The sequence below is a fragment of the Aeromonas sp. 602396 genome, assembly GCF_049173735.1.
Taxonomy (GTDB): Bacteria; Pseudomonadota; Gammaproteobacteria; order Enterobacterales; family Aeromonadaceae; genus Aeromonas; species Aeromonas veronii_A.
In genome coordinates this window covers 210,109-227,227 of sequence record NZ_JAAKSD010000005.1, presented here as the reverse complement: position 1 = coordinate 227,227, position 17,119 = coordinate 210,109, and the positions used below count along the sequence as shown (strand labels likewise).

Sequence of the window (17,119 nt, the reverse complement as noted above, 5' to 3'; positions counted from 1 at the left end):
CAGACACCGCTGTGTGAGCATCGCTATCATGGTGAAAAACAGGCGTATCAGACGCCTGCTCTCACAGCGGGAACATAACAATGAAACAGGGAACGTTACGCTATGGCGGCCTGCTCGGGGCCGCCCTGTTACTTGCGGCTTGCGGCGGCAGCGGTAGTTCAGGTGGGGAGAGCGCTCCCCCCGTCGTCAATCCGCCGGTCACTCACCCTCCGGTCTCCACGGCCAGTCGTGCCTGCTATGGCGACGATCAACTCGCCTGCAACCTGCGCATCTATCAGGTAATGGTGGAGTCGTTTGCCGATGGTGACGGCAGTGCCAACTACGGCGTCGGCTATGGCCCCTCCCAGCACAACGGCGATCTGCAGGGGATCATCGACAGTCTCGACCACATCAAGAGTCTCAACGTCAACGCCATCTGGCTCACCCCGGTGTTCGACTCCTGCGCGGGGCAAGGCGGCGATAACAAGCTTGATGCCACCGGCTACTTCGCCTGCGACTTTTTTACCGTGGATCCCAACTTTGGCAGCAATGCCAAGCTCAAACAGCTGGTGGACGGGGCGCACCAGCGCGGCCTCTATGTCTTCCTCGACGGGGTGTTTGGCCATGTCAACAAGGTGGGGGTGAGCAAGCCCTCGCCAGAGGGGCGTCAGCCAGCCCTCACCAGCGGCGGTGCGGGTTATCCCGGCCAGCTGGTGGATTACAGCAAGCCGGAGAGCCTCGCTTACTTCAAGGAGGTAGCCCGCTACTGGGTCGAGCAGTACGGCATCGACGGATGGCGCCTCGATCAAGCCTATCAGCTTGGGCTGGATGATTGGCGCGCCATTCGCAGCGAGGTGGAGCAGGCCAGCGCAGCGCGCAAGGCAGCCGGTCAGCAGTGGGGCACCCTTGGCTATATGGTGGGCGAGGTGTGGAAGGGGGCTGACGATATTCGCGCCCAGGCTTACGGCAGCAGCGACAATCCGGCGCTCTCTTCAGCCTTTGACTTCCCGTTGCGCTACGGCATCGTGCAGGCGCTGGCGGTCGAGGAGTCCGGCAAGGGCGGGCAGGGGGCCAGCGTGCTTGACGCCAGCTGGAACAAGGTGGAGAACTACCCGAATCACGCAATGCCGAATCTGATGCTGGGCAACCACGATCTGGTGCGTTTCGGTGATCTGCTGGAGCGTGGCAACTTCAAGTCGACCGAGTACTGGCAGCGCCACAAGGCGGCCTTCAGCTTTATTGCGGCTCGCTCCGGCCCGATTACCTTCTACTATGGCGAGGAGTTTGGCGACGAGGTGCCGGGCTTTGCTGCCAAGGTCAGCGGTGACTGTGCGGCGCAGGGCTTGTGCGACGATCATGTGGCCCGCAGCGACGGCAAGGTGCCCGCTGTCACCGGTTTTGTGCCGGGTAGCGAACAGGCCGAGCTCAAGCAGTGGCTCGCCCAGCTGCTGGCGATGCGTGCCGCGCACCCCGCTCTCTATCAGGGAGAGCGAGTCAAACTGGTGGCCGAGGGCAGCCTCTATGGTGACATCAAGCAGACGGCGGGGGAGCAGATAGTTTACCTGCTTAACCTCTCCACCACGGCGCTCAGCTACAACCTGCCTACAGGCAAGCTGCGCAGTGGCAGTGCGCTGGTGGATCTGCAAAGCGGCGAGAGTCTGGCCATCGGCGGCAGCAGTGTGACGGTGGAGATACCGCCCTTGAGCGGGCGTTTCCTGCGTCTGCAATAAGTCAGCCACAGCACGCGTTGATATGAGAGAGGGCGCCATCGCGGGGCCCTCTCTGTCATTGTGGGCGACAAAGTCATGGCGGGTTATGCGGTGGTCTGGCCCCGGTTTTCCAGCCGCTGGCGGAAGGCGCGGGCCAGTCGCTCGTAGAGATCCTGCGCCTCCTTGTCTTCGATATCGCCTCGGATCCAGGGGTTGTCGACGATCTCCAGCAGCACGCAGTCACGCCCTTGCTGGCGCAAATCGAGCCCGTAGAGGCCATTGCCGAGCTGATGCACTGCGCGGCGAGCGGTCTGCAGTACCCGCTCCGGCACCTCGTTAAGCGGCAGCGCCTCGATGCGGCTCATGTCGAGGGGGTGCTTGCGGCGGCGAATGCGGTTGCCCGGTTCGGGCCGGTAGCGGCGGCAGGCGAACAGCGGCGAGCCGTCGAGAAAGCCGATGCGCCAGTCGAACTCGGCGGGGATCCGGCTCTGCACCAGCAGCAGGGCGGATCTACCCAGCCCCTCGTCCAGCAGGCGGGCCAGCTGCTGCTCGTCGCTGGCCATGGCGAGATCGCGCCCCTGCGCACCGTCGGGCACCTTCACCATCAGCGGCAGGCCGAGCCGTTGCACCAGCTCGTCCACATGGTGGCGGCCGCGGCGGGTCACCACCGTGGTGGGCGGCATGGGCACGCCGCTGCGCACCATCAGCTCGTAGAGATAGAGTTTGTTGCTGCAGGCGAGGATGGCGCGGGATCTGTCGATTACCGGCATCTTGAGCTGTTCGGCGCGATGGGCAAATTCGAAGGTGTAGTGGCCGACCGCGGTTTCGGCACGCAGCCAGAGGGTGTCGAACTCCGGCAGCCGTTCGATGGCTGACGGTGGCAGGATCTCGGCCCGGATGCCCTGGGCGGCGGCAGCCCGGATAAAGCGCTCCAGCGCCAGCCCATCACTGCTGGCACGGCCGTCGTTGGGGTCGACCAGAATGGCGAGCTGATAGAGCGGCGCCGCCTGCTCCTCGTCACCGGTGCCCACCAGTGCCTGAGCGTGGTGCAGCATCAGCTCTTTCTCGCTTGGGCTCAGCTCCAGCGGTGACAGGCTCTGCTGCTGGCGCACCGACCAGCCGTGGCGGCCGCGCTTGAGGGTCAGCTCCTGCAGCGGCAACTGGCTGAGGCCATAGTAGTAGCGGGCCAGCCCCGCCAGCTCGCTCTGTTCACATTGGCCGAAGATGGCGCGCACTCTAATCCGATCCTCGCTCTGCTGGGCCAGCCATCCCTGCGCCTTGCGCCACAGCTTGGCCGGTGGCTGCTGGGGTTGCAGTCGGCTGATGGCTTGCAGACCCGGCAGGCAGTGGTGGCCGCGGGCCTGGGCCAGCAGCGAGCAGTAGTAGCCTGCGCTCAGGTGCTCCAGATTGCGGCAGAGGTTGATGATGCGGGGCCTCCCGCCGGTGGTCGGCACGCCATGTTGCAGATAGGTGCGGGCGGTCAGCAGATAATCGGCATGGCAAGGCCAGTCGCCCAGTTCTTCGACGATGACATAGGTACTCATATTTTCGGCTCCACAGATCAGACTGCCTGAACAGGCAGGATCCCCAGTGGGCTTCGATGCACCGACAAGCACGACAATGGCGCGAGGGGAAACAAGAGGTTACAGTGCCTAATATGACGCCTTGGTAACTTGTGATACAAGTCGCATTTTTGGTGCTGAGGATAAATAACCGAACAAGGACTCCCCGTGTTGACCGTACGTGCGGCCCGAACCGATGATCTGGGCGCCATCGTTAATCTGGAACGCTACTGTTTTCCCCCCGAAGTCGCCTTTGGCCGCAGCCGCTGGCACTATCTGCTGGCCCACGCCAAGGGGCGCACCCTGTTGCTGCTGGACGAGAAACATCAGCTGATGGGCTATCTCTGCCTGCTGGAGCACAGAGGCTGGGATCGGCTGGTCATTCAGGCGCTGGCTATCCGCTGGACGGTGCGTCGTCTGGGCTGGGCGCGGCGTCTGCTGGAGCAGGTGATCCGCGAGGGCAAGGCCGCTGGCTGGGGGGCGATTCGCCTCGAAGTGGGGGACGCCAACGAAGAGGCGCTGGCGCTCTATCAGGGATTGGGATTTCGTCCCCAGCAGCGGCTGGCGGACTACTATGGCCGCGACCAGCACGCCCACCGGCTGGTGCTGCCGCTGGTGAGCGACGAGGAGCGTGAGCGGCGCAGAGTGGCTCGTACTCAGGCGCGCAAGCCATCTTCACAGGCCAACTGACCGTATTGAACAAGCAACATCGAGGAGCAGGATGAGCTGCGATAACTGTCTTGCCACCGCCATCAGGGCCAAGCTGGGGCGCTGCCCGGTCTGTGCCATCCAGACCTTTGTCATCGGTCTGAGTGGCTGGCTGGTCTGGTGGTGGTGCGGCGCCGATACCTCGGTCAACGCCCTCACCGGCCTGTTGTTTGCGCTGGGTGGCTCGGGCCTGTTGCTGCTCCATCTGGTGGTATTTGTCTGGCGCAAGGCGACCGGACGTGAATTGAGCGATGAATAAATCAGATTGGTTTCAACAACATAAATAACAATATCGGTTGAGTTAATGGAGGTTCAGATGATTGCAATGGTAACGGGCGCCTCGTCCGGTTTTGGTGAAGCCATCAGCCGCCAGCTGGTGCAGGCGGGGTACAAGGTGATCGGTACCGGTCGCCGTGCCGAGCGGCTGGCTGCGCTGGCTGACGAGCTGGGCGAGCAGTTCCTGCCGCTGGCGTTCGATGTGCAGGACAAGGCGGCTACCCGCGCCGCCATCGCCGCTCTGCCAGCCGCCTGGAGCGAGGTGGATCTGCTTGTCAACAACGCCGGTCTGGCGCTGGGGCTGGAGCCGGCCCACAAGGCGGATCTGGAAGATTGGGAGCAGATGATCGCCACCAACATCAGCGGTCTGACCCTGCTCACCCGCCTGCTGCTGCCGGGCATGGTGGCGCGCAATCGCGGTCACGTCATCAACATCGGCTCCATCGCGGGCACCTACCCCTATCCGGGCGGCAACGTCTACGGCGCCACCAAGGCGTTCGTGAAGCAGTTCAGCCTCAACCTGCGCGCCGATCTGGCGGGCACCGCCATCCGCGTCACCAACGTGGAGCCTGGCCTGTGCGGCGGCACCGAGTTCTCCAACGTGCGCTTCCACGGTGACGATGCCAAGGCGGCCTCCGTCTATCAGGGGGTGGAGGCGATCCAGCCGGAAGATATCGCCAATACCGTGCTCTGGGTGAGCCAGCAACCGGCCCACGTCAACATCAACAGCATCGAGATCATGCCGGTGGCGCAGACCTTCGGCCCGCTCAATATCAGCCGTCGCTGATCGCTGCATTGGTTGAAACAAAGAGGCTCCCGTGGGAGCCTCTTTGCGTTGGCGAGCCGATTACAGGCTCATGATCTTCTTGAACTCCTCCGGCGAATACTTCTTCTCGGTGCGCTTGGTCAGATCCGTCATCAGCTTGTAGCGCAGCGTTTTGGCCATCTGATAGGTCTGCTCCAACTGGCCGTAGGAGTAGTCGGCGGCCAGCCCGATGGCTGTAGCCTTGTCGCTGGCATAGGCCTGCTTCAGGCTCTGGTCGAGCAGGGCCACCTCCTTGTAGAGCTTGGTGCTCTCTTTGCTCCAGACGCCGCGCAGCAGCGGCAGGTATTTGTCCGGATCGGCACTGGCCAGCGCGGTCAGGCTGCGGAACTGCCAGTAGGCAGAATCATCGGAGTAGTTGTCGCTGCCGGTGCGATAGGGCAGGGGGTAGGACTCCAGGGTGTTGTAGAGCGGCACCATGACCGATTCAGCCAGCACGCCGTAGCTCTGCCAGATGAGCCCCTGCAGCTCTTTGGGCATCTCCTTGCGCAGCTGGATGACGTGGGATTCCAGCTGGCGATCGACGCGGATCGGCCGCTCCGCCTTGCCCGCGAGCGGCGTACCGTCATAGGTGGCGCTCAGCACCCTGGCCACGTCCGGCACGGCGATGGGGGCATCCGGTTTCATAAACAGCGGATATTGTGCCTGCCGGGTCGCTTGTTTGTGGGAGGCGGTCAGCATTTTCTGGCCGAGCCACTCCCGATCCACGTTGTAGGGATCGGCAATCACCCCGAACGCCTTGGCGAAGTTGAACTCTTTCGTGTCGGCGTTATCCAGCAGTTTGTGTTCGCGCACGAACTCCAGCAGTTTGGGCGAGTGCAGCACATCGGCGCTGTCGAGATTGACGCCGTGGATGCGCAGGCCGTTGGCCACCATGGCGTAGCTGTCGTCCGGCACCCGCACCGCGATCCAGTGGTGGCCGGAGCCGATCTCCATCAGCCAGGCCTCGTTCACATCCGCCAGATAGAGGCTGTTGCCCTCACCGGCGCCATATTGCTCCACATAGCGGCCGAGCAGCTCGACCCCCTCTTTGGCCGTCTTGGCCTGCGGCAGGATCAGGGTCGGGATGATGGCTTCAATCACTCCTTTCTCGATCAGCGGATCGGCTTTTTGGGCCTTGTCGTTGACCTCGGCACTGGTGGTGGCCGAAATGGCGACGTTGAACTCGTTGATGCCGCGCTCCTCGTAATACTTGCCGTCGGGGTCGCTGGCTGTGGCATCCCAGTCACGAATGGCGGAGTAGGCGAAAAACGCCTTTGGCATCGGCACTTCCAGCCCGTTACCCAGCTTCCAGATCTTGCCCTCGTTCTGCTGCGCGGGCCGGAAGGCGAGGTACTTGTTCCAGTTGTTGACGCCAAAATCCTCGTTTCTGGCGATCATCACGCTGCCATCGGCACTGGCGCCCTTGCCGACGATAAGGCCGGTACAGGCGTCGGCACTGGTGCCAAGCAGGGTGAGCAGGGTGGCGGAGAGAAGACTCAAGGTGTGTTTTTTCATAGGTGTACCCGAAGGGTTGCGGTGAGTGAGAGTCAGACGAGGGGATGAGGTGTGGGGAGGCTGCAACTGCGAACTGGCCGCGGAGTGAGCATGGCAGATTGGTCTGCCTGTTATTGGTTTTTCGAACAGATCATCCATGACACGGCTGGCTGGTTGTTATGTGCGCCAAAATTGTATGCCTCGCTGGTTGTTTGTTTTGTGATTGAGCTGCGGTTCCTGACTTTTCTCTGGCATCGTGGCGCGTGGACGGCAAAATGTGCCAAAACAGCGTGAGCAGGCAGCAGATGAGTCATGATTCTGACGTCAGCCTTGCGTGGGGGCGTGGCGAGATCCGCCATATCTCTGGATCTCGAACTATCTGACAAGTTGGCCTGTAACTTGCTGGTTTAATTAATAATGGTGGGGCATGACGCCCCATGTGACCGGATCAGCCTGTGCCCATTGCCGCAGATGCGCACTGAATTGGAGCCCCCATGGATATCAAACCCTACAGCCAGCAGCTTGCCCAGAGCGCCTCCAACAACCGCGCCCTCGCTACCCTCAACAGTGCCAGTAGCGGCGGTCAGGGCGGTGGCTGGGAGGAGATGGTCAGCCTCTCTACCCAGCGCATGACCGGCCAGGCCCAGCAGGTGCTGACCTACGAACATCTGGCCAAGAACAACAAGTTGCCACCGGCGCTCGATATGAGCTCCGACAAGGGGGGCGTGGTGCAGCAGCTGGTGGACAAGGCGCTTGGTTTCGATCGCAAGAAGTTCAACGAGATCGAAGAGAAGCTCAAGACCATCGCCGATAACAAGAAGCTGACGCCGGAAGAGCGGGCGGAGCAGAGCAAGCCGCTCAACGAACAGCGAGAGGCGATGCTCAAGGAGGCGATGGATCGCCTGACCGGCAAGAAGAGCTCATCCAAAGATGAGGCCAAAACTGCCTGATCCTGCCGCTGTTCTGAGATCTACCCGGTCGGCACAGATGGGCCAGTGTCGACCGCCGATGGGCAAGCTTCTGCCACCTCTTTTGACCTCACCTCCCCACAGGCGCACAATGTTCGCGCATTGAGCCAGTCGAGGAGTCCGCCGTGTACAACTTCCAATATGCCAATCCGACCCGTATCTGTTTCGGCGAGGGGCAGATCGCCAGCCTGCCCGAACTGATCCCGCCCGGCAGCCGGCTGCTGGTGCTCTACGGCGGTGGCAGCATCAAGCAGAACGGGGTGTATGAGCAGTTGACCCGGGCGCTGGAGGGGGTGACGTGGCAGGAGTTTTCCGGCATCGGTGCCAACCCCAGATTCGAGCTGTTGATGGAGGCGGTGGCGCAGGTTAAATGCGATCGCATCGACTTCTTGCTAGCCGTCGGCGGCGGCTCGGTAGTGGATGGCACCAAGTTTGTTGCGGCCGCCGCCTGCTACGAGGGGGATGATCCCTGGGATATCTGCGGTAAACAGGCGAGTGTGCACAAGGCGCTGCCGATGGGCTGTGTGCTGACCCTGCCAGCCACCGGCTCCGAGAGCAATCCCACCTCGGTGGTGAGCCGGGGGGATGTGAAGATCTCCTTCAGAAGCTCGCTGGTGCAGCCGCAGTTTGCGGTGCTCGACCCGACCACCACCTACAGCCTGCCGCCGTGCCAGACCGGTAACGGAGTGGTGGATGCCTTCGTCCATATTGCCGAGCAGTACCTCACCTTTCCGGTGGGAGGCGAGGTACAGGATCGGCTGGCGGAAGGTTTGCTGCAGGTGCTGGTGGAGAACGGCCCCAGGGCGCTGGCGGAGCCTACCAACTATCAGGTACGGGCCAATCTGATGTGGGCCGCCAGTCTGGCGCTCAACGGCCTTATCGGCTGTGGGGTGCCGCAGGATTGGGCCTCTCACGCCATCGGCCATCAGCTGACGGCGCTCTACGGGCTGGATCACGGCCAGAGTCTGGCCGTGGTGCTCCCTTCGCTGCTCCGTGAGCGGGCGAGCCAGAAGCAGGACAAGCTGGCCCAGTTTGCCGAGCGGGTGTGGCATTCGACCCGCGAGGACAAGGCCCTGCGCATCGAAGAGGCGATTATCCGCACCGAGCAGTTCTTCCAGAAGATGGGACTGGGTACCCGGCTGGCCGATTATGGCCTCAGCGAAAGTTGCATTCCGGCGGTCTGCTCCAATCTCAAGCGGGTGGGGCGCACCGCGCTCGGTGAGCAGCAGGATATCGACCCGGATCGGGTGGCACGCATTCTCGCCCGCGCGCTATAAGCCGGCGCCGGTTTGTTTCCCTGGCTGATGCATTTTCCCAATTAAAGAGGGCCGCTTGTTGCGGCCCTCTTGCATCACGGGTTAGCCGATCACTCGGTGCGAGCCTTCAGATAACCGGCGTAATCCGGGATCTGCACGCTGAACGCCTGGCGCATATGGGGGCTGTCCATGATGAAGTCGGCGGTCGCTTCGTTGGTGGCTACCGGGATGTTCCAGACTGCCGCGAGGCGCAGCAGCGCCTTCACGTCCGGATCGTGGGGCACCGCATTGAGGGGATCCCAGAAGAAGATCAGCACATCGATCTTCCCTTCGGCGATCAGGGCGCCGAGCTGCTGGTCGCCCCCCATGGGGCCGGAGAAGAGGCAGGTGATGGGCAGTTGTGCCTGCTTGCCGAGCATGGTGCCGGTGGTGCCGGTTGCATAGAGGTGGTGGAGCTTGAGTTCCTCCTTGCGGCGCATCACCCAGTTCAGCAGAGGGGTCTTCATGTTGTCGTGAGCCACCAGTGCCACCCGTTTGTGGGGCGCCATCTCGCGTGCAATCTGTTCCATGGAAATCGTCCGTAGCATTGTTATTGGCAGAGAGCCGTATCCTAATCGAAAGCCATGACAGATGCTGTGTCGGGCGTATTAACTGTGATCCTGTCGAAAAGTTTTCGGGTCATGGCTGCTCAAATGAAGAGACCCGCGCTGGCGGGTCTCTTTGCTTGCTGGCCTGCTGGCTCAGGAGCCGTGATGCAGTTGCGACTGCTGGTAGTTTTCCAGCCCGATGCGATCGATAAGATCGAGCTGGGTCTCCAGCCAGTCCACGTGCTCCTCCTCATCCTCCAGGATCTCCTGGAACAGGTCGCGGCTGATGTAGTCCTGCACCGACTCGGCATAGGCGATGGCTACCTTGAGGTCGGGGATGGCATCCATCTCCAGCGACAGGTCGCAGCGCAGCATCTCTTCCACCGTTTCACCGATACGCAGCTTGCCCAGATCCTGCAAATTGGGCAGCCCTTCCAGAAACAGCACGCGCTTGACCAGCTCGTCGGCGTGTTTCATCTCATCGATAGACTCGTGATACTCCTTGTGCCCGAGCGCCTTGAGGCCCCAGTCATCGTAGATGCGGGCGTGCAGGAAGTATTGGTTGATGGCAATCAGCTCATTGGCCAGCACCTTGTTGAGGTGGGCAATGATCTTGGGATCTCCTTTCATCGACAGTGCTCCTTGGTTCGTGCCTGAGGCTCCGATCGTTAGAGCTTAGTCCAGAAAAGTGACAACAAGAGGTCTGGCGAGCCAGCTCGCCTGAGAAAAGGGGTGACCCTGTTGGCGGGTCGCATCAGAAAAGAGGTGTCAGGATCAGGCCACTTCGTAGTAGAGCACGGGTTGCTCCTGCTCCAGCTTGTCGAGTTCGGCGGCGATAATCTCCATGGTCATGCGCACGCATTTGCCGCACTGGGCGCCCACCTCGAGCGACTGCTTGAGCTGGCGGAATTCGCTTTTACCTGACTGCACCGCTTTGCGGATCTGGGTATCTGTGATGCCGCGGCACAAACAGACGTACATGGTGGTTACCTCGCGCTGAAATTAAATGAAATCTAAATGAGAATGGTTCGTAGTGCAAATAACCATTGGTAATAAGATCCCCTGCTTGCCACTGTGCAACCCCTTGGGGACAATGCTGGCAACCAGAGGAGAGCACCATGTTCAAGAAACTGTTCAGCGCCCTGTTCGGGGGCGAGCCGACCAAGGCACCGGAAGTCACCCCCACCGAATATGCCGGCTATCTCATCTATCCGGAACCCATGGCAGAAGGTGGCCAGTACCGACTGGCAGGGCGCATCACCAAGGAGCTGGACGGCGTGCTGCACACCCATCGTTTCATCCGCTCCGATCTGTTTGCCAATCCGGCCGATGCCGAGCGTTTCATGGTGCAGAAGGCCCACACCTTTATCGATCAGATGGGAGATCGCATGTTCGAGCCCCGCAAACCGGCTGACAGCCAGGCTTCATGACTCTGCAAGAGGTCACCCTGCTGCGCGAGGCGCTGGCCCGCGCCGGTGAACGGCGCCTGATCTGGCTGGAGGGGGAGGAGGCCGACTGCATTGCCCGCGCCCAATTCCTGCTCGGTGAGACCGTCTTCTGGCTGGGTGCCGGGCCCGAGTGTTATGCCCCGCAACCCGCTGCCAAGGCGCAGCAGCGGCTCGGTCAGGAGTGCGACACGCTGGTGTTCAACGCTTTCAGCGGCTTTCATCCCGATGCCTTCGGGGCGCTGGCAGGTACTCTATGCGCCGGTGGCTTGCTGTTGCTGCTGACCCCGCCCAGAGTAGAGTGGCCTGCATGGCCGGATCCTGACCGGATCCGGCTGGTGGCGCAGCCGGAGGAGGCGGGTCGGGCCGGTCACGGCTTTATCGCCCGGCTGGTGCGGTTGCTGGCGGGGAATCCGGCCCTCTCTCTGGAGCCGCCGGTTTGCTCACAGCCGTGGCAACCGCTTGGGCCAGAGCGCAGGCTGAGCTGCGATCAGGCACGGGCGCTGCCCGCCATCCACAAGGTGTTGCACGGTCATCGCCGTCGGCCGCTGGTGCTGAGCGCCGACCGTGGCCGTGGCAAGAGTACGCTGCTGGGCTTGGCTGCCGCCGAGCTGCTGCGCCAGCAACCCTCGCTGAACATAGTGGTGACGGCCCCCTCGCAGGCAACGGTAGCGACCCTGTTTGCCCACGCCGCTCGCGGGCTAGATACTACGCCGGAACAGCTGACCGGACTGAGCTACTGCTCGCCGGATCGGCTGGTGCACGAGGCGATGAATCCCGATCTGCTGCTGGTGGATGAAGCGGCCGCCATTCCGACCCCGCTGCTCGAAGCCATGCTGGCCCGCCATAGCCGCATCGTGTTTGCCACCACCGAGCACGGTTACGAGGGGACGGGGCGCGGTTTTCACCTGCGCTTCAAGCGGGTGCTCGATAGCCAGACCCCGGAGTGGCAGGAGATCCACCTCTCTGAGCCCATTCGCTGGAGTGAGCGCGATCCGCTGGAGCCGCTAATCTTCCGCCTGCTCGGCCTCAATGCCGAAGTAGCAACGCCCTTGCCGCCGACCAGCCCGAGCTGGCGTCTGCTCAGTCAAGAGGCGCTGGCGAGCGACGAGGAGTTGCTCAACCAGCTGTTCGGCCTGCTGGTGCTGGCTCACTACCAGACTACGCCGAGCGATCTCAGATCCCTGCTGGAGAGCCCGGATCTCGACATCCATCTGCTGGAGCAGGATGAGAGCTTGCTGGGAGTGGCGCTGGTGGCGCGGGAAGGGGGAATTGACCCTGAACTGGCCGAGGCGATCTGGGCCGGGCGCCGCCGTCCGCGCGGCCATCTGCTGCCCCAGTCGCTGCTGGCCCATGCCGGTTTCAAAACCGCGGGGGCGCGCAGCTACGCCCGGGTGATGCGTATCGCCATCCATCCCGAGCTACACCGCCACGGGCTGGGTTCGCTGCTGCTTGGCAGGCTTGAAGAACATTATCGTCAGGCGGGGATCGATTACCTCGGTTCTGCCTTTTCGGCCAGCGCCGACCTGCTCCCTTTCTGGCGCAAGGCTGGATTGACGGTACTGCGCATCGGCCTGCAGCGGGATGCCGCCAGCGGCTGCCACGCAGCCCTGCTGCTCAAAGCGCTGAAACCCGAACATGAGCCCGAGCTGGAGCAGTGGCAGCAGCGTTTTGTACGCCAGCTGCCGACCCTGCTGGCGGGTGAGTTGAAAGGATTGGATCCCGAGCTGGTATGGCAATGTCTGCAAGGCAGCACTGCTACCGCAGCGGAGCTTGGCGAGTTCGAGCGTGATGAGGTTGAGTGCTTTGCCCTGCATCACAAGCCGTTCGAACTGAGCCAATCCAGCTTGCAGCTGTGGTTGGCGCGCCATCTGGATGTTCTGGCTTCGCTGACCCCTGACGAGCGTTATCTGCTGATCGCAGCCATCTGGCTATATGCTGACTGGGGAATGCTGGCCGCGAGGTTGCAACTGGCGGGCAAGCCCGCCGTGATCAAGAGTTTGCGGGCGCTGCTGGCGCGTCTCTTGAGTTCCTCTACCACTCGATAGGTTTGCCCTGCCAGTCGAGAAAGCTCAGCTCGCCATCCGGTTGCAGCCGGTTCATCAGGTTAATCAGATGGTCGGCTACCAGCTCGGGACTCTGCACATTTCCCGCCGGTACATTGGCGTGAAACGGGCGGGAGAGTTGGGTATCCACGGTGCCGGGATGGAAGGCCAGCAATTTGACGCCGGGGGCCCGCCGGGCCAGCTCGATGGCGGCACACTTGAGCAGCATGTTGAGGGCGGCCTTGGATGCACGATAGCCATACCAGCCGCCCGTTCGGTTGTCGCCAATGCTGCCGACCCGGGCGCTGAGAACGGCCAGAATGCAAGGCTCGCGGCCAAACAGCGGTAACAACTGGTTGATCCAGCGCAGCGGCAGCAAGGCATTGGTCTGGTAGAGGCGGCTCATGGCATCGAGATTGACTGCTTCGAGCCGCTTCTCCGGCTGAATTTCCCCCTGATGCAGGATGCCGTTGCAGATCACCACCCGATAGGGTCTCGGTGCCAACTCAGCGATGTGGGCCACCACTTCTGTCATTTGCTCATCGCTGTAATCGCAACATAGCCAGTGCAGACCCGGCGATGAGAGGCCAGCAGGTGCGGGCTGACGGCTGATGGCAATCACTGGCCCGACACCCGCCGCCAACCAGTGTGTCACCAGAGCCGCCCCGATACCGCCAGAAGCGCCAATCACGACGATACCTTCACTCATCTCAGGCTCCTTGTGAGTGCATGATGGATTTCACCATCCGCCAATGTTGTCCTGATTGGCAGATACGCTCCCGCCAGCCTGCGGGATCAAGCGGTTAACGATGCAATCTTGCCGAGATCCGAGCCGTTGGGTGAATTCCATTCCTATACTGAGGGAAAACCGCAGCGGTCTGCTGCCCGCGCAACCAGAATGAGAGTCACCATGATGTCCAAAGATGGGGAAGAGCGTAAATCTATCCTGACCGAAAGTGGCACCAACGAGCTTGAGATCATCGAGTTTCACCTCAAGAAGCAGCTACCGGACGGCCGTGAAAAAACCGCTTATTACGGGATAAACGTCGCCAAGGTGCGCGAGGTGATCCGGGTGCCTGAGACCACAGATTACCCCAACGCCCAGCGCCATATGGTGGGGGTCTTCTCCCTGCGGGATCGGCTCATCCCGCTGGTGGATCTGGCGGGCTGGCTCGGCATCAAGACCAACCCTGACCCCAGCCACAAGGTGGTGATCGTCACCGACTTCAACAAGATGGCCAACGGTTTTCTGATCGATAGCGTCAGCAGGATCCACCGGGTCTCCTGGGAGGATGTGGAGTCCCCCAGCCAGTTTCTGGAAGCGGGGGAGAACGACTGCGTGGTGGCCGTGGTCAGGCGCGATGGCAACCTCATCATGATCCTCGATTTCGAGAAGATCATCGCCGATATCAACCCCGAGCTCAGCATGGAGAAGTACGACGTCACCCAGGATCGCAAGGTGCTCATCGACGATCGCATGATGGCGCTGCGTCAGGGCAAGACCATTCTGGTGGTGGACGACTCGGCCTTTATCCGCAAGATGATCGAAACCACCCTGCGCACCGCTGGCTACAACGTGATTACGGCCAAGGACGGCGGCGAGGGGTTGGAGATGATGACGGATTTCGATCGTCTGGCCCAGGAGGAGAGGATGCCGGTGACCGGCTTCGTCAATGCGGTGATCACCGATGTGGAGATGCCGCGCATGGATGGTATGCACCTGCTCAAGCGGCTGCGGGATACCCCCTCCTACAAGGAGATGCCCATCGTGATGTTCTCCTCCCTGATGAGCGATGACAACCGCCAGAAAGCGCTGCAACTGGGGGCCAACGATACCATCACCAAGCCCGAGATAGGGCGCATGGTAGGCATGATGGACCATATGCTGCTGGGGATCGCCCCGCCTTCGCCAGCCAACAACATCTGACCTGCCGTTAACTTGCAATTAGCCGGTCGAATTCACTGACCGGTGCCTCAAGCGGCCACTCCTTGCCAAGGCGTGGCCGCGCTGTTTTGGCTGTTTGCTGCGATCCCGACGCCCCTTGTCTCCCGGATATGATTCATGCAATGATAATTATTATCATTTGTTGGTGTGAAGCATATGACAGCAACCTGGGTGAAGGGGTGGGTCGAGTCGACCGAAGGTGGCAGCAGCATGAGTCACTGGAAACAGCAGACCCGAGAGGGTAATCGGCTGTTTGATTGCGGCGAGTATCATCAGGCGCTGGCTCATTATCAGCAGGCGCTCTGGCTGGCTCGTCAGCAGTTGGTGCAGTGGCATGACGCCGATGAGGCGGTGGCGGCGCTGGTTGTGGCTCACCACAATCTGGCGGATCTGCTGGTGGCCATGACTCTGCCCGATCGCGCCGCCGACCTGCTCTGCTATGTGCACGACTGCCTGCTGGCGACCTGTCACTCCCCCGCTTGCTCCTCTCGCCTGCGAGAAGCCGCGTTGCGCCATACCCGCACAACCCGTGCCGAGTTGCTGACGTTCGTACAGCGCCACGGCAGCCACGCCGGGATCATGCGTTCGCTCGGTCACTGCCTGTGTCAGAGCGAGCCCTCATCCCGGCTCCATTAATCCGAACAGAGGTCATCATGAGCCATACCCTGCCAGCCCTGAACTATGCCTACGACGCACTGGAACCCCATATCGATGCCTTGACCATGGAGATCCACCACAGCCGTCATCACCAGACCTATATCAACAACCTCAACGCCGTGCTGGAAGGGTCACCAGAGCTGGCCGCAATGCCGGTTGAAGAGCTGCTGCGCCGCTTCGATACTCTGCCAACCGCCCTGCAGGGGGCGGTCCGCAACCATGGTGGCGGCCATGCCAACCACTCCCTGTTCTGGCTGGTGATGAGCCCGCAGGGGGGCGGTGAGCCGGGTGGTGAGCTGGCTCTGGCCATCGAGCGGGAATTGGGGGGATTCAATGCCTTCAAGCAGGCCTTCACTCAGGCGGCCCTGAGCCGCTTTGGTAGCGGCTGGGCCTGGCTGGTGGTGGACAAGGCGGGCAGATTGCAGGTGGAGAGCAGTGCCAATCAGGATAGTCCCCTGATGCATGGCCATACCCCGATCCTGGGGCTGGATGTGTGGGAGCACGCCTACTATCTCAAGTACCAGAACAAGCGTCCTGACTATATCGCTGCCTTCTATCAGGTGGTGGATTGGCCCGAAGTGGCCCGCCGTTATCAAGCGGCGAGAGGCTGACCTGGTCGCTGGGAATGGGTGTGCAGGATCGCCGCCACAACCCGTGCTGTAATACCAAGACCCGCCAGTTGGCGGGTCATCTGTTTATGGTGCGGCTGTGCTGGCGCTGGCGGCTGAAGGGGCCACCGGCAATGTGGGCAAGGCCGCGCTGGGCGTCTTGGCGGTGGTTTCTGCCGCGGATTTGGCGGGAGTGACCGGCTCAGTCGTTGCCGCAGCGGATAAAGCTAGCGTGACTTGTTCAGTCACGGCCGAGGCAGATGGAGTAGCCGACTCGGTGGCAACCGCGGCAGAAACTGCCGCTGGCTTGGCCTCATCCACCGCCGATTTGGGTTGTTTTAGGCAGGGTTGCAGGCTGCCGATGGTGCTCAGTGACTGGCAAGGCACAGGCAGACCGATGGGCACAGGAGCGCCGAGGAACTTGGGTCCCTTGTCCAGTACATAGAGGTCGAGCAGCCCCATCAGGCGGGCAAAGACTTCCCGCACCCGGGTGCGGATCCCTTGATAGGCGCTGGGATCCTCGGCATTGAAGCCGACCGCATCGATACCGAAATGGCGGGCGATGAAAATGGCCCGCTCGTTATGAAAGCCCTGGGAGACCACGGTAAAGCGCTCCTGGCCGAATACCTCCTTGGCGCGAACCACTGAGTCGAGGGTGCGAAATCCGGCGAAATCCATATATATGGCGGAGGCGGGGATGCCCGCCTTGATCAGGGCGCGGCGCATCTGGCGTGGCTCGTTGTACTGCACGGTGGCGTTGTCACCGGAGACGATGATGAAGTCCACCTTGGCATTGTTGTAGAGCTCGGCCGCCGCCTTGATACGGTATTTGAAGTAGTGGTTGGGGCCGCCACCGGAGAGATATTTGGAGGTACCCAGCACCACCGCAACCCGGTTGTAGGGCACTTTGTCTACCTGATCGTAGGTGTAGTGACGGGCATCCGAGACGATCCACTCGCTGTAGCCCAGCAGCATGGCAATCAGGGCCAGCAGCAAAACGAGGCAGGCGAGGAGGATCTTGGCAAACTTCTTCATGCGCGGTGCGGTCAGGGTCTGAAGTTGGGAGTGGCTATCG

At 61.8% G+C, this 17,119-nt stretch carries 19 protein-coding genes; 12 read left to right on the top strand and 7 right to left on the bottom strand.

What is annotated here, in order from left to right; translation table 11 throughout:
• Nucleotides 1-80 precede the first annotated feature (80 nt).
• Nucleotides 81-1,709 (top strand): alpha-amylase family glycosyl hydrolase, encoded by a 1,629-nt coding sequence (locus tag G5229_RS09195; protein ID WP_421208989.1) that lies wholly within the window; start codon nucleotides 81-83, stop codon nucleotides 1,707-1,709.
• A gap of 83 nt (nucleotides 1,710-1,792) precedes the next feature.
• Here the strand turns inward: G5229_RS09195 and G5229_RS09190 are convergent, their stop codons facing one another.
• Nucleotides 1,793-3,232: a RimK family protein gene (locus G5229_RS09190; RefSeq protein ID WP_421208988.1), complete on the bottom strand. Its 1,440-nt coding sequence runs from the start codon at nucleotides 3,230-3,232 to the stop codon at nucleotides 1,793-1,795.
• 186 nt (nucleotides 3,233-3,418) lie between these two features.
• On the opposite strand from G5229_RS09190, the gene G5229_RS09185 reads away from it, so the two are divergent.
• The 3 genes from G5229_RS09185 to G5229_RS09175 are packed head-to-tail and all read left to right on the top strand — an operon-like array spanning nucleotide 3,419 to nucleotide 5,021.
• Nucleotides 3,419-3,940, top strand: coding sequence for a GNAT family N-acetyltransferase (locus G5229_RS09185; RefSeq protein WP_021231662.1), 522 nt, complete (start codon nucleotides 3,419-3,421; stop codon nucleotides 3,938-3,940).
• Nucleotides 3,941-3,971: 31 nt separating this feature from the next.
• Nucleotides 3,972-4,217: a DUF3624 family protein gene (locus G5229_RS09180; RefSeq protein WP_040067114.1), complete on the top strand. Its 246-nt coding sequence runs from the start codon at nucleotides 3,972-3,974 to the stop codon at nucleotides 4,215-4,217.
• Between the two features lie 57 nt (nucleotides 4,218-4,274).
• On the top strand, nucleotides 4,275-5,021 hold the full coding sequence (locus G5229_RS09175; RefSeq protein ID WP_216980039.1) for an SDR family oxidoreductase: 747 nt from the start codon (nucleotides 4,275-4,277) through the stop codon (nucleotides 5,019-5,021).
• Between the two features lie 60 nt (nucleotides 5,022-5,081).
• On the opposite strand, the gene G5229_RS09170 is transcribed toward G5229_RS09175, so the two are convergent.
• Nucleotides 5,082-6,554 carry a C69 family dipeptidase gene (locus tag G5229_RS09170; RefSeq protein WP_421208987.1) on the bottom strand — a complete coding sequence of 491 codons (1,473 nt, stop codon included), beginning with the start codon at nucleotides 6,552-6,554 and terminating at the stop codon, nucleotides 5,082-5,084.
• Between the two features lie 90 nt (nucleotides 6,555-6,644).
• Here G5229_RS09170 and G5229_RS09165 point away from each other — a divergent pair, with 90 nt between their 5' ends.
• From G5229_RS09165 to G5229_RS09155, 3 genes are all read left to right on the top strand, one after another.
• The gene (locus G5229_RS09165; RefSeq protein WP_421208986.1) at nucleotides 6,645-6,827 is read left to right on the top strand and encodes a hypothetical protein; all 183 of its coding nucleotides are present in this window, start codon (nucleotides 6,645-6,647) and stop codon (nucleotides 6,825-6,827) included.
• A gap of 200 nt (nucleotides 6,828-7,027) precedes the next feature.
• Nucleotides 7,028-7,483, top strand: a complete 456-nt coding sequence (locus tag G5229_RS09160; RefSeq protein ID WP_019446593.1) for a hypothetical protein — start codon at nucleotides 7,028-7,030, stop codon at nucleotides 7,481-7,483.
• Between the two features lie 143 nt (nucleotides 7,484-7,626).
• Nucleotides 7,627-8,778: an iron-containing alcohol dehydrogenase gene (locus G5229_RS09155; protein ID WP_421208985.1), complete on the top strand. Its 1,152-nt coding sequence runs from the start codon at nucleotides 7,627-7,629 to the stop codon at nucleotides 8,776-8,778.
• Nucleotides 8,779-8,867: 89 nt separating this feature from the next.
• On the opposite strand, the gene G5229_RS09150 is transcribed toward G5229_RS09155, so the two are convergent.
• From G5229_RS09150 to G5229_RS09140, 3 genes are all read right to left on the bottom strand, one after another.
• Nucleotides 8,868-9,326 carry a methylglyoxal synthase gene (locus G5229_RS09150; protein WP_005354960.1) on the bottom strand — a complete coding sequence of 153 codons (459 nt, stop codon included), beginning with the start codon at nucleotides 9,324-9,326 and terminating at the stop codon, nucleotides 8,868-8,870.
• A gap of 171 nt (nucleotides 9,327-9,497) precedes the next feature.
• On the bottom strand, nucleotides 9,498-9,974 hold the full coding sequence (bfr, locus tag G5229_RS09145) for a bacterioferritin (protein WP_005354959.1): 477 nt from the start codon (nucleotides 9,972-9,974) through the stop codon (nucleotides 9,498-9,500).
• A 144-nt stretch (nucleotides 9,975-10,118) separates the two neighbouring features.
• Nucleotides 10,119-10,325, bottom strand: coding sequence for a bacterioferritin-associated ferredoxin (locus G5229_RS09140; protein WP_111901511.1), 207 nt, complete (start codon nucleotides 10,323-10,325; stop codon nucleotides 10,119-10,121).
• Between the two features lie 137 nt (nucleotides 10,326-10,462).
• Between G5229_RS09140 and G5229_RS09135 the strand changes: the two genes are divergently transcribed.
• Together G5229_RS09135 and G5229_RS09130 are read left to right on the top strand one after the other, a co-directional pair.
• Nucleotides 10,463-10,774 carry an HlyU family transcriptional regulator gene (locus G5229_RS09135; protein WP_100652668.1) on the top strand — a complete coding sequence of 104 codons (312 nt, stop codon included), beginning with the start codon at nucleotides 10,463-10,465 and terminating at the stop codon, nucleotides 10,772-10,774.
• The gene (locus tag G5229_RS09130; protein WP_421208984.1) at nucleotides 10,771-12,837 is read left to right on the top strand and encodes a tRNA(Met) cytidine acetyltransferase TmcA; all 2,067 of its coding nucleotides are present in this window, start codon (nucleotides 10,771-10,773) and stop codon (nucleotides 12,835-12,837) included. The genes G5229_RS09135 and G5229_RS09130 overlap by 4 nt, the downstream gene beginning before the upstream one ends.
• Here G5229_RS09130 and G5229_RS09125 read toward each other — a convergent pair.
• Nucleotides 12,824-13,543, bottom strand: a complete 720-nt coding sequence (locus G5229_RS09125; RefSeq protein ID WP_421208983.1) for an SDR family NAD(P)-dependent oxidoreductase — start codon at nucleotides 13,541-13,543, stop codon at nucleotides 12,824-12,826. The genes G5229_RS09130 and G5229_RS09125 overlap by 14 nt on opposite strands.
• A gap of 201 nt (nucleotides 13,544-13,744) precedes the next feature.
• On the opposite strand from G5229_RS09125, the gene G5229_RS09120 reads away from it, so the two are divergent.
• From G5229_RS09120 to G5229_RS09110, 3 genes are all read left to right on the top strand, one after another.
• Complete coding sequence (locus tag G5229_RS09120) at nucleotides 13,745-14,761, top strand: chemotaxis protein (RefSeq protein WP_005335957.1); 1,017 nt, start codon at nucleotides 13,745-13,747, stop codon at nucleotides 14,759-14,761.
• Nucleotides 14,762-14,935: 174 nt separating this feature from the next.
• Entirely contained in the window at nucleotides 14,936-15,415 is a 480-nt protein-coding gene (locus G5229_RS09115) for a hypothetical protein (protein WP_005354955.1), read from the top strand.
• Nucleotides 15,416-15,432: 17 nt separating this feature from the next.
• The gene (locus G5229_RS09110) at nucleotides 15,433-16,047 is read left to right on the top strand and encodes a superoxide dismutase (protein ID WP_421208982.1); all 615 of its coding nucleotides are present in this window, start codon (nucleotides 15,433-15,435) and stop codon (nucleotides 16,045-16,047) included.
• 84 nt (nucleotides 16,048-16,131) lie between these two features.
• On the opposite strand, the gene G5229_RS09105 is transcribed toward G5229_RS09110, so the two are convergent.
• Nucleotides 16,132-17,079, bottom strand: a complete 948-nt coding sequence (locus G5229_RS09105) for a SanA/YdcF family protein (RefSeq protein ID WP_263084830.1) — start codon at nucleotides 17,077-17,079, stop codon at nucleotides 16,132-16,134.
• Nucleotides 17,080-17,119: the final 40 nt, after the last annotated feature.

What these genes read in the sequence shown, in the direction of transcription:
- G5229_RS09195 (WP_421208989.1), top strand. Translation starts at nt 81, where the DNA reads ATGAAACAGGGAACGTTACGCTATGGCGGCCTGCTCGGGGCCGCCCTG.
- G5229_RS09190 (WP_421208988.1), bottom strand. Translation starts at nt 3,232, where the DNA reads ATGAGTACCTATGTCATCGTCGAAGAACTGGGCGACTGGCCTTGCCAT.
- G5229_RS09180 (WP_040067114.1), top strand. Translation starts at nt 3,972, where the DNA reads ATGAGCTGCGATAACTGTCTTGCCACCGCCATCAGGGCCAAGCTGGGG.
- G5229_RS09175 (WP_216980039.1), top strand. Translation starts at nt 4,275, where the DNA reads ATGATTGCAATGGTAACGGGCGCCTCGTCCGGTTTTGGTGAAGCCATC.
- G5229_RS09170 (WP_421208987.1), bottom strand. Translation starts at nt 6,554, where the DNA reads ATGAAAAAACACACCTTGAGTCTTCTCTCCGCCACCCTGCTCACCCTG.
- G5229_RS09165 (WP_421208986.1), top strand. Translation starts at nt 6,645, where the DNA reads ATGGCAGATTGGTCTGCCTGTTATTGGTTTTTCGAACAGATCATCCAT.
- G5229_RS09160 (WP_019446593.1), top strand. Translation starts at nt 7,028, where the DNA reads ATGGATATCAAACCCTACAGCCAGCAGCTTGCCCAGAGCGCCTCCAAC.
- G5229_RS09150 (WP_005354960.1), bottom strand. Translation starts at nt 9,326, where the DNA reads ATGGAACAGATTGCACGCGAGATGGCGCCCCACAAACGGGTGGCACTG.
- bfr (WP_005354959.1), bottom strand. Translation starts at nt 9,974, where the DNA reads ATGAAAGGAGATCCCAAGATCATTGCCCACCTCAACAAGGTGCTGGCC.
- G5229_RS09140 (WP_111901511.1), bottom strand. Translation starts at nt 10,325, where the DNA reads ATGTACGTCTGTTTGTGCCGCGGCATCACAGATACCCAGATCCGCAAA.
- G5229_RS09135 (WP_100652668.1), top strand. Translation starts at nt 10,463, where the DNA reads ATGTTCAAGAAACTGTTCAGCGCCCTGTTCGGGGGCGAGCCGACCAAG.
- G5229_RS09130 (WP_421208984.1), top strand. Translation starts at nt 10,771, where the DNA reads ATGACTCTGCAAGAGGTCACCCTGCTGCGCGAGGCGCTGGCCCGCGCC.
- G5229_RS09125 (WP_421208983.1), bottom strand. Translation starts at nt 13,543, where the DNA reads ATGAGTGAAGGTATCGTCGTGATTGGCGCTTCTGGCGGTATCGGGGCG.
- G5229_RS09120 (WP_005335957.1), top strand. Translation starts at nt 13,745, where the DNA reads ATGATGTCCAAAGATGGGGAAGAGCGTAAATCTATCCTGACCGAAAGT.
- G5229_RS09115 (WP_005354955.1), top strand. Translation starts at nt 14,936, where the DNA reads ATGACAGCAACCTGGGTGAAGGGGTGGGTCGAGTCGACCGAAGGTGGC.
- G5229_RS09110 (WP_421208982.1), top strand. Translation starts at nt 15,433, where the DNA reads ATGAGCCATACCCTGCCAGCCCTGAACTATGCCTACGACGCACTGGAA.
- G5229_RS09105 (WP_263084830.1), bottom strand. Translation starts at nt 17,079, where the DNA reads ATGAAGAAGTTTGCCAAGATCCTCCTCGCCTGCCTCGTTTTGCTGCTG.